The sequence below is a fragment of the Streptomyces sp. NPDC041796 genome, from assembly GCF_055590785.1.
The window spans coordinates 110,852-119,258 of the sequence record NZ_JBVJAH010000014.1 but is presented as its reverse complement, the minus strand read 5'-3'; the positions used below and the strand labels follow the sequence as shown (position 1 = coordinate 119,258).

Genomic DNA, 8,407 nt, shown 5'->3' with positions numbered 1-8,407 from the left:
CCCACCCTCCACTATCCATCTACCCGCCCCCCCCCCCCCCCCCCCCCCCCCCCCCCCCCCCCCCCCCCCCCCCCCCCCCCCCCCCCCCCCCCCCCCCCCCCCCCACCCCTCTCGTCCGTCACAGCCCGCCGGTCTGGAGCAGGCGGTTGGGGGAGGACTTGCTCACCGTGAGGACGTCCTTCACCGACTGCTCCACGAGCCAGTTGTACACCTGCGCGGGGGTGGCCGAGGGGTACCGTGCCTTGAGGAGGGTGGCCACGCCCGCGACATGGGGACTGGCCATGGACGTGCCGTTCAGCGCCACGCTCCCGCCGCCGAGCCGGGCCGACACGATGGCCGCTCCGGGGGCGTACATGTCCAGGCAGGGCCCGTAGTTGGAGAAGTCGGTCTCCCGGTCCTGGTAGTCGGTGGCCCCGACGGTGAGGACCCGGGTCGCGCTCGCCGGCGAGACGTTGCACGCGTCGACGGAGTCGTTCCCGGCGGCGATCACCGGCAGGACGCCGCTGTCGGACAGGGCGGTGGCCGCCTGGTTGACTGCGTCGCTCCGGGGGCCGCCGAGTGAGCCGTTGAGGACCGCGGGCTGCCGGGCGTTCTTCGCCACCCAGTCCATCCCGGCGATCATGCCGCCCCAGGAGCCCCTGCCGTCGCAGCCGAGGACGCGCACGCTGACCAGGGACGCCTGCCGGGCGACGCCGAAGTTGGCCCCGCCGACGGTGCCCGCGACGTGCGTGCCGTGGCCGTTGCAGTCCTGGCCGTTCCTGCCGTCGCCCATCGCGTCGAACCCGGGCCGGGCCCGGCCGCCGAACTCCGGGTGCCCGTAGTCGATGCCGCTGTCGAGGACGTAGGCCGTGGCCCCGGATCCGGAGCTGTAGACGTTGAACTGCTGGTTGAGGGGGAGGTACGGCTGGTCGATGCGGTCCAGCCCCCAACTGGCGGCCGGGGCGCGGTTCGTACGCAGCGGACCGGCGGTGACCACCGCGTCCTGTTCCACGGCCTGCACGTCCGGCAGGCCGCGCACGGTCGTCAGTTGCGAGGCGCTCAGCTTGGCCGTGAAGCCGCGCAGCACGTGCGTGTACTCGTGGAGCGGGGTGACACCGAGCCGCTGGGTGACCCCGGCCGCCGACGCGGCGCCGGGCTTCAGGGTGACGATGTACTGGCCGGGGACCGGTGCCGCGGTGGTCCTCAGCGGCGCGGGTCCGTCGTCGTCATCGGCGGCGAGGGCGGTAGTGGGGGTCGCGGTGAGAGGAAGCAGCAGGAGCATCGCGACGCAGGCGCGGCGAGCGAACAGCCTCATGCAGAACTCCGATCGGGAGTGTCCGGCAAAGAGCGACGTGTGAAGGGAACCAGTCCGTCGGCCACCCGGGATATCACTCACTGGAGTGATGTGCTTACTTTCGGTGGCGAAGGGCGCAAGTGACGCCGGGCTATGTGCGCGGCACGCGCCCTTCCAACGGGCCGTAGGCTTACCGACTACCGAGGAGTAGGAGGACGGGTGTCGTGAAGAGCACGGGTGCGAAGGCGAAGCGCATGCCGCGGGCCGAGCGCGAGCGGCAGATGCTGGACGCGGCCGTGCAGACCTTCGGGCAGCGGGGGTACCGGGCGGCGTCGATGGACGAGATCGCCGAACTGGCGGGGGTGTCCAAGCCGTTGGTGTACCTGTACCTGAACTCCAAGGAAGAACTCTTCACCGCCTGCATCCGCCGCGAGGCCGCCGCGCTGATCGCCTCCGTCCGCGACGCCCTCGAGCGGGACGCCGCCGGTCCGGGGCTGCCCGCCGACCGGCAACTGTGGGCCGGGCTCACCGCGTTCTTCACCCACACCGCCGAACACCCGGACGGCTGGGCCGTGCTGCACCAGCAGGCACGCACGCACGGTGAGCCGTTCGCCGCGGAAGTGGCGGCCATGCGGGACGAGATGGCGGCGTTCGTGACCGACCTGATTGGCGAGGCGGCCCGGGACGCGCACCAGGACCCGGCCTTCGACGACCGGGACGTGGCCGGGCTGGCCCAGGCGCTGGTCGGGGCGGCCGAGTCACTGGCGCAGTGGGCCAACGAGACGCCCGGGGTCTCCGCCAAGGAGGCGGCCGCGACCCTGATGAACTTCGCCTGGACGGGCCTGGGCAGCCTCATGGACGGACAGCGCTGGTCGCCGTCCCGGTGAAGTGCCGTCGGCCTCCTTCGCCGGTGCGCGGCTCGAAACGGTCGTCGTCGGACGGGTAGGTGCCCGCGTGGGCAGAGGGGCGGGTGCCGTGAGCGGCGCCGTCACCCGGGCGGCCGGCGGGAGGTCCCGTTCCGCCAGGCGGCGGGCGACCGTCCACATGCCGTGTGCGACGAGTGGTCGTACGGCCGGGTGCGGTCCGCCGGTCCGGCCCACATGCCGTGTGCGACGAGTGGTCGTACGGCCGGGTGCGGTCCGCTGTTCCGGCCAACCGGCGGCGCGGCAGGGCCGGTTGGGGCGGACAGGGCCTCCGGGTGAGGAAACGGCCGGGTGCTGTGGCGGTGACGTGCAGATGACGCTCGGCCATTGTCCGGACTCCCCGCTCGGCCCTAGATTTACTCCTGAGTAAGGTTACTCAGAGGTCAGGACCGGGTCGGGAACGCGCCCCCTCGCCCCGGGTCTTCGGCCCCGGCCCGACGAAGGAGCCGCACGTGACGCTCGCCCCGACCCAGCCGCCGCACGAAGTCTCCGTACCGCCCCTCGTCCCGCCCGTGACGAGCGGCTCACTCGCCGACATCCCCTTCGACAACGCCCGCGAGGCGCCGGCCGAGCCGGTCCTCAGCCGAAAGACCGCCGACGGCACCTGGTCCGACCTCTCGGCAGCCGAATTCGCCACCGAGGTGAGGGCGGTGGCGAAGGGGCTCGTGGCCGAGGGCCTCCGCCCGGGCGACCGGCTGGCCATCATGGCCCGCACGACGTACGAATGGACCCTGCTCGACTTCGCCGCGTGGGCCGCCGGACTGATCACCGTGCCCGTCTACCCGACGTCCTCCGCCTTCCAGGCCCGCTGGATCCTCCAGGACTCCGGTGCCGTCGCGTGCGCCGTCGAGGACATGGAACAGGCCCGGCTCATCAGCAACGAGCGACAGCGGATGCCCCGACTGCGGCACCTGTGGGTCTTCGACAACGGCGCGATCGGCACACTGCGGCAGGCGGGCCACCGGATCCCCGACGAGGTGATCAGTGTCCGGCGGGCCGGCCTGTCCCCGGCCACGATCGCCACCCTGATCTACACCTCCGGCACCACCGGCCGCCCCAAGGGCTGTGCCCTGACCCACGCCAACTTCTTCGCCGAGGTCGACAACGCCATCGAACTGCTGCACCCGGTCTTCAGGTCCGTCAGCAAGGACCCGGCCTCCACCCTGCTCTTCCTGCCGCTGTCCCACGTCTTCGGCCGGATGGTCGCCATCGGCTGCCTCCGCGCCCGGGTGCGCCTCGGCCACGCGCCGTCCATACGCACCGAGGACCTGCTCGCCGACCTGGCCGGCTTCCGGCCGACGTTCCTGCTGGCCATCCCGTACGTCCTGGAAAAGGTCTTCAACACCGGCCGAGCCACCGCCGAGAAGATGGGCCGCGCCGCGTCCTTCGACCGGGCCGCGACGGTCGCCCGGCGGTACGGCGAGGCAGTGGAGGCCGCGCAGCACGGCACCGGCCCCGGACCGTCACTCACCCTGCGGGCCGCCCGCGCCCTGTACGACCCGCTGGTCTACCGCCGTATCCGGGCGGCCATCGGCGGCCGCGTACGGTACGCCATCTGCGGCGGCTCCCCGCTGGGGCGGCGCCTGGCCTCGTTCTACGCGGGCGCGGGCATCGACGTGTTCGAGGGGTACGGCCTGACGGAGACCACCGCCGCGTCCACCGTGACGCCGCCGCTCAAGCCCAAGCCGGGTACGGTGGGCCGGCCGCTGCCGGGTACGTCGGTACGGATCGCCGAGGACGGGGAGGTCCTGCTGCGCGGCGGCCACGTCTTCGGCGGCTACTGGGACGCGGAACGCGGCGAGGCGGTGCCGGCGGTCACCGACGGGTGGTTCGCCACGGGCGACATCGGCGCGCTGGACGGGGACGGATACCTCACCATCACGGGGCGCAAGAAGGACGTCATCATCACCTCCGGCGGCAAGAACGTCATCCCCGCCCCGCTGGAGGACTGGCTGCGCGCCCACCCGCTGGTCTCCCAGTGCATGGTGGTCGGCGACGACCGCCCCTACGTCGCCGCCCTGATCACCCTGGAACCGGACGGCCTCGCGCACTGGCGGCGCATGAAGAAGAAGGACGGCGTGCCACTGCGCGACCTCGTGACGGACGAAGACCTCACGGCCGCCCTCCAACGCGCCGTCGACGAGGCCAACCGCATGGTCTCGCGCGCCGAGTCCATCCGCCGCTTCCGTGTCCTCGCCACCGACTTCACGGAGGACAGCGGCCACCTCACACCGTCACTGAAGCTCAGGAGAGCGGCGATACTGCGGGACTTCGCGGCGGACATAGAGGCGCTGTACGCCGGTGAACGGCGGGCCCGGTGACCTGACGTCCCGCCCGACGGGACGGGCAGCGCGGCCGTGCCACCGCGTCCGCCGGGCGGCGCCGTCACCCGAACGCCCGGATCGCCTTGCCTTGCCCGGCCACCGGCCGTCGCATGGACAGGGACATCCGGTCCGGCGCGAGAGGCTGCCATGTTTGTACGTACGTCCTATGCGACAGGTGATCCGGCCGAGCTCGACCAGGCCGTACGCGCCCTGACCACGGAGGGCAGGCAACAGCTTGCCGAGGAGCCGGGCTTCCGCGGCGCCGGTCTGTTCGTGGACCGTGAGGTCGGCAAGCTGATGACCGGGACGTGGTGGGAGGACGAGGAGGCGCTCCGGGCGAGCGCCGACCGCATGGGCGAGCTGCGCGCCCGGATGCTGTCGGGGTTCGCGGCCACCATGACGGTCGACAACTGGGAGGCGGCGGTGGCCTCGCGACCGGAGGCGGTCGGTGAGGCCGGCCGCTTCCGGCTGACCCGGCTGGAGTTCGCCCCGTCCGACGCGGACACCCTCGTCGACGCCTTCGAGAACGACGTCCTGCCCGGACTCCAGGCGATGAACGGCTTCCTGGGCGGGTCGCTGCTCCTGGACCGCCCCGGAGGCCGGGGCATGGTCGGCGCCGTCTACGCCGACCCGGACAGCCTGGCCGCGTCCCGAGGCCCCGTCGCCGCACTGCGCGCCAACGCGACGAGCAAGGCCCGGGCGACCGTACGGTCCGTGGAGGATTTCGAGGTCGCCATGCTGGAGACCCGGCCGCCGTCGTCCTGACGGCCGCCCCGGGAGACGACTCACGCAGGTGGCGCCGACGCGCGGTGCCCGCGGCCGGGGTGCGGCCGCGGGCACCGGATCCCGCACCGGTCGTCGGTGTCAGTTCGCGGTGGTGAGGGAGACGTTGTCGAGGGTGATGGCTGTCTTGACGGGGTTGCCGCCGATTTCGAAGTTCAGCGACGCGGCTGTGGTGTCGATGGTCGAGGTGAAGGTGTAGCTGTACCGCTTGAAGCCGGTGCCGAGGTCGACGACCTGGTCCAGGGTGGAGGTGTACGGTTCCTCACCGAGCTGGACGATGGCGCGGATCTGCGCGGCGGCCGACGCCTTGGCGTCGAAGGTGAGGGTGTAGGTGGCGCCCTTGCGCAGGGGGAGGCCGCTCTGTCCGGCGATTGCCTCCCACGAGGCGGCGGCATCGGCCTCGACGGTGGCCAGCAGCGCGCCTTGGGCGTGGGCGATGGAGGCGCGTTCGGTGGCCCACCAGCCGTCGACGTCGGTGGTGAAGGTGCCGTTGCGGATCAGGTCGGCGTAGTGGACCGGGCCGGGGGTGACGACGGGGGTGCCGAAGCCGCCGGTGCTGTTGCCGGTGCCGGGGTAGGCGTAGACGCTGCCGGTGGTGTGGATGGCGATCAGGTCGTCCTTGTTGTCGCCGTTGAAGTCCGCGGCGGAGACCAGGCGCATGTTCTGCCAGCCGTCGCCGGTCTTCTTCGCCCCGTGGAAGGTGCCGTTGCCCTTGCCGGCGTACATGTAGAGGGCGCCGGTGTTGTGGACGGCGTAGATGTCGGCCCTGTTGTCGCCGTTGAAGTCTCCGGCGTTGAGCAGGCGCATGTTGGACCAGCCGGAGCTGGTCACGGTCCCGGCGCCGAAGCCCTTGCCGTTGCCGGGGTAGAAGAGGAGGTTGCCGTTGGTGTGGGCGGCGATCAGGTCGCCCTTGTTGTCGCCGTTGAAGTCGGCGGCGGCGAGCAGGCGGATGCCGCCCCAGCCGTTTCCGGCGACGGAGGAGCCGGTGACGCCGTTCTTTCCGTTGCCCGGGTAGAGGTAGATGCTGCCGTTGGTGTGGGCGGCGAGAACGTCGCCCTTGCCGTCACCGGTGAAGTCGGTGGCGGCCAGCAGACGCATCCCGCTCCACTTGCCCTCGCTGACCTTGGCCCTCTTGCCGAACTTGCCCTTGCCGTCGCCGGGCTGGGCGTAGAGGTAGTCGTCGGCGGCGTCGATGGTCAGTAGGTCTGCCTTGCCGTCACCGTTGAAGTCGGTGGCCGTCATCAGCTGCGACCACGACCTGCCCACGGTGGTGGCGACCCAGTCGGCCACGTCGTCCGTGCGGGTGGCGACGGCGTCGGTGCGGGTCTCGGTCTCGCCCACACAGCCGCCCTGCCGTGACCGGGTGGCCACGCCCACCAGCTCCAGGCGCCCCTCGGCCTCCCGCAGCAGCGGGGCGCCCGTGTCGCCCTTGCACAGGGCGTCGTTCGCGGTGGCACCGGCAAGGGTGATCTCGGTGTCGGAGAGGGCGCTGACCTTCATCGAGGCAGTGTGGGCCGAGCCGGGCACCCACTCGGTCCTGGTACGGCCGAACCCGGTCGCCTGCAGCGTGTCACCCTCACCCGCCGGCGAGGCGGCCAGTCCGAGAGGAGCCATGCCGGTGGCCGGCGTCGCCAGACGCGCCATCACCAGGTCACGGGTGGGGGAAGGAACCAGCTCGACCACTTCGGCGACGTGTCCGCCGGTCCCGGAAAGGGAACTGCGCCCGACGCTCGCCGTGGTCTTCAGGGCAGGCTTGCCCGGAGCGACCTGGGTGGGGTTGGCGGGGTCGGTGGCGAAGCAGGCCGCGGCGGTCAGCACCCACTGACCGTCGACCAGGGCACCGGAACAGGAACGGGTCCTGTCGCCGTCGCCGATGTGGAGACGGGCCACGGATGCCTGAGTACCGGCAAGAGCGTCCGGACCGGTGGCGGCCGTGGCCGGGGTTCCGGCAAGTACCGACGCACCGGCAATGGCGGTCAACGTCGCCGCGAAGACTTCGGAACGAGAGCGTGCACGGGACACGATGATGAAGATCCTTGCTGTGAAAGAAGTGGGAAAGCCGCAGGCCTCACGTCGTGATCGTGGGCCTGACCGCTCAGCCGGGAGGGCCGGATCCCGGCCTCCACGACGGCGGTCGGCAGTGGCTTGCGGCGCGTGAGAGAGAAGACCGGGCCGACATGCGTGGGCGCCCGCTTCCCGGAGACCCTCGGTACAGGTCCCGGATCGGCCGGGCAGCGTCCGGAGCGTCAGGCCGGCGTCCGGCCCGGGGCACTCGGAGGGTGCAACGCCACCCGGGGCGGGTGCCGGTGGGAGTCAGCCCGTCACGCGGATCTCGACGACCGTGGTGGGCGTTCCCTTGTTGCCCTCGCCCACGAGCTTGTAGCCGTCCTTGGGCACGTCGACGCTCTGCGTCGAGCCCTGGGTGGTGAGGTCGGCGCTGATCGGGTGGGTCGAGGTCTCCAGGGCCCAGACGTTGGGCACCTCCAGCGAGAGCTGCCCGGTGGAGCCCCTGGTCTGGAAGCAGATGTCGCCCTTGCGGGACCAGAGTTTTATCTGGTCGGCTGCGGCACCGCACTCCGCGAGCAGGATGTTGCCATCCCCTCGGATGAGCTTGATCCCCTTCTCCGCCAGGATCTGTTCGGCCCCCGGGTAGCGGAAATCCTCGACCGCGACGGGAATGGGATCGCCGTCCGCGGCGACCGACGAAGCGGCGTAGCCGAGTTTTGCCGAATCCTCCTGAGGTCCGACGACGACTGCCCCGGCGAACGCGCCGAGAACGCCCAGTACGCCGGTCACAATGAGTTTGCGGGCGCGTAATTTCACGCGGCTCAACCTTTCACGGGGGGCCGAAAGCGGAGAGCTCGTCGGCTGTAAATGCCTGGTCAATGGCGTATGCAACGTATCACTCACCCCTGGAGTCACGGAAGTTGATTTCTGCCAGGGTCCATCCTCGGTGGTGACGGGGAAGGTGTCCCGCTCGGAAGGCCGCTGAATGGGAAATTCCGGATGGTGGGCGTTGAATCAGCCTCCGGATGGCTTGATTGCTGCTGTCGGTGGTGCGACTTCGGGCGGTTACCAGAAACCCGGTTGAACGTCGGCGTGCG

General features: G+C 71.3%; 6 protein-coding genes. 3 read left to right on the top strand and 3 right to left on the bottom strand.

All coding sequences use genetic code 11. The annotated features are described in order from the left end of the window. Window positions 1-118: 118 nt before the first annotated feature. Window positions 119-1,294, bottom strand: coding sequence for a S8 family peptidase (locus ACZ6C1_RS26855; RefSeq protein ID WP_469243998.1), 1,176 nt, complete (start codon window positions 1,292-1,294; stop codon window positions 119-121). Window positions 1,295-1,527: 233 nt separating this feature from the next. Here ACZ6C1_RS26855 and ACZ6C1_RS26850 point away from each other — a divergent pair, with 233 nt between their 5' ends. The 3 genes from ACZ6C1_RS26850 (at window position 1,528) to ACZ6C1_RS26840 (ending at window position 5,285) form a co-directional block, all read left to right on the top strand. After that, window positions 1,528-2,160, top strand: coding sequence for a TetR/AcrR family transcriptional regulator (locus ACZ6C1_RS26850; RefSeq protein WP_469244102.1), 633 nt, complete (start codon window positions 1,528-1,530; stop codon window positions 2,158-2,160). Between the two features lie 488 nt (window positions 2,161-2,648). Further along, window positions 2,649-4,517, top strand: a complete 1,869-nt coding sequence (locus ACZ6C1_RS26845) for an AMP-dependent synthetase/ligase (RefSeq protein WP_469243996.1) — start codon at window positions 2,649-2,651, stop codon at window positions 4,515-4,517. A 150-nt stretch (window positions 4,518-4,667) separates the two neighbouring features. Further along, window positions 4,668-5,285: an antibiotic biosynthesis monooxygenase gene (locus ACZ6C1_RS26840; RefSeq protein ID WP_469243995.1), complete on the top strand. Its 618-nt coding sequence runs from the start codon at window positions 4,668-4,670 to the stop codon at window positions 5,283-5,285. Window positions 5,286-5,384: 99 nt separating this feature from the next. Here ACZ6C1_RS26840 and ACZ6C1_RS26835 read toward each other — a convergent pair whose 3' ends face one another. Together ACZ6C1_RS26835 and ACZ6C1_RS26830 are read right to left on the bottom strand one after the other, a co-directional pair. Continuing rightward, entirely contained in the window at window positions 5,385-7,193 is a 1,809-nt protein-coding gene (locus ACZ6C1_RS26835; protein ID WP_469243993.1) for an FG-GAP-like repeat-containing protein, read from the bottom strand. 423 nt (window positions 7,194-7,616) lie between these two features. Next, entirely contained in the window at window positions 7,617-8,126 is a 510-nt protein-coding gene (locus ACZ6C1_RS26830) for a hypothetical protein (RefSeq protein WP_469243991.1), read from the bottom strand. Between the last annotated feature and the right edge of the window lie 281 nt (window positions 8,127-8,407).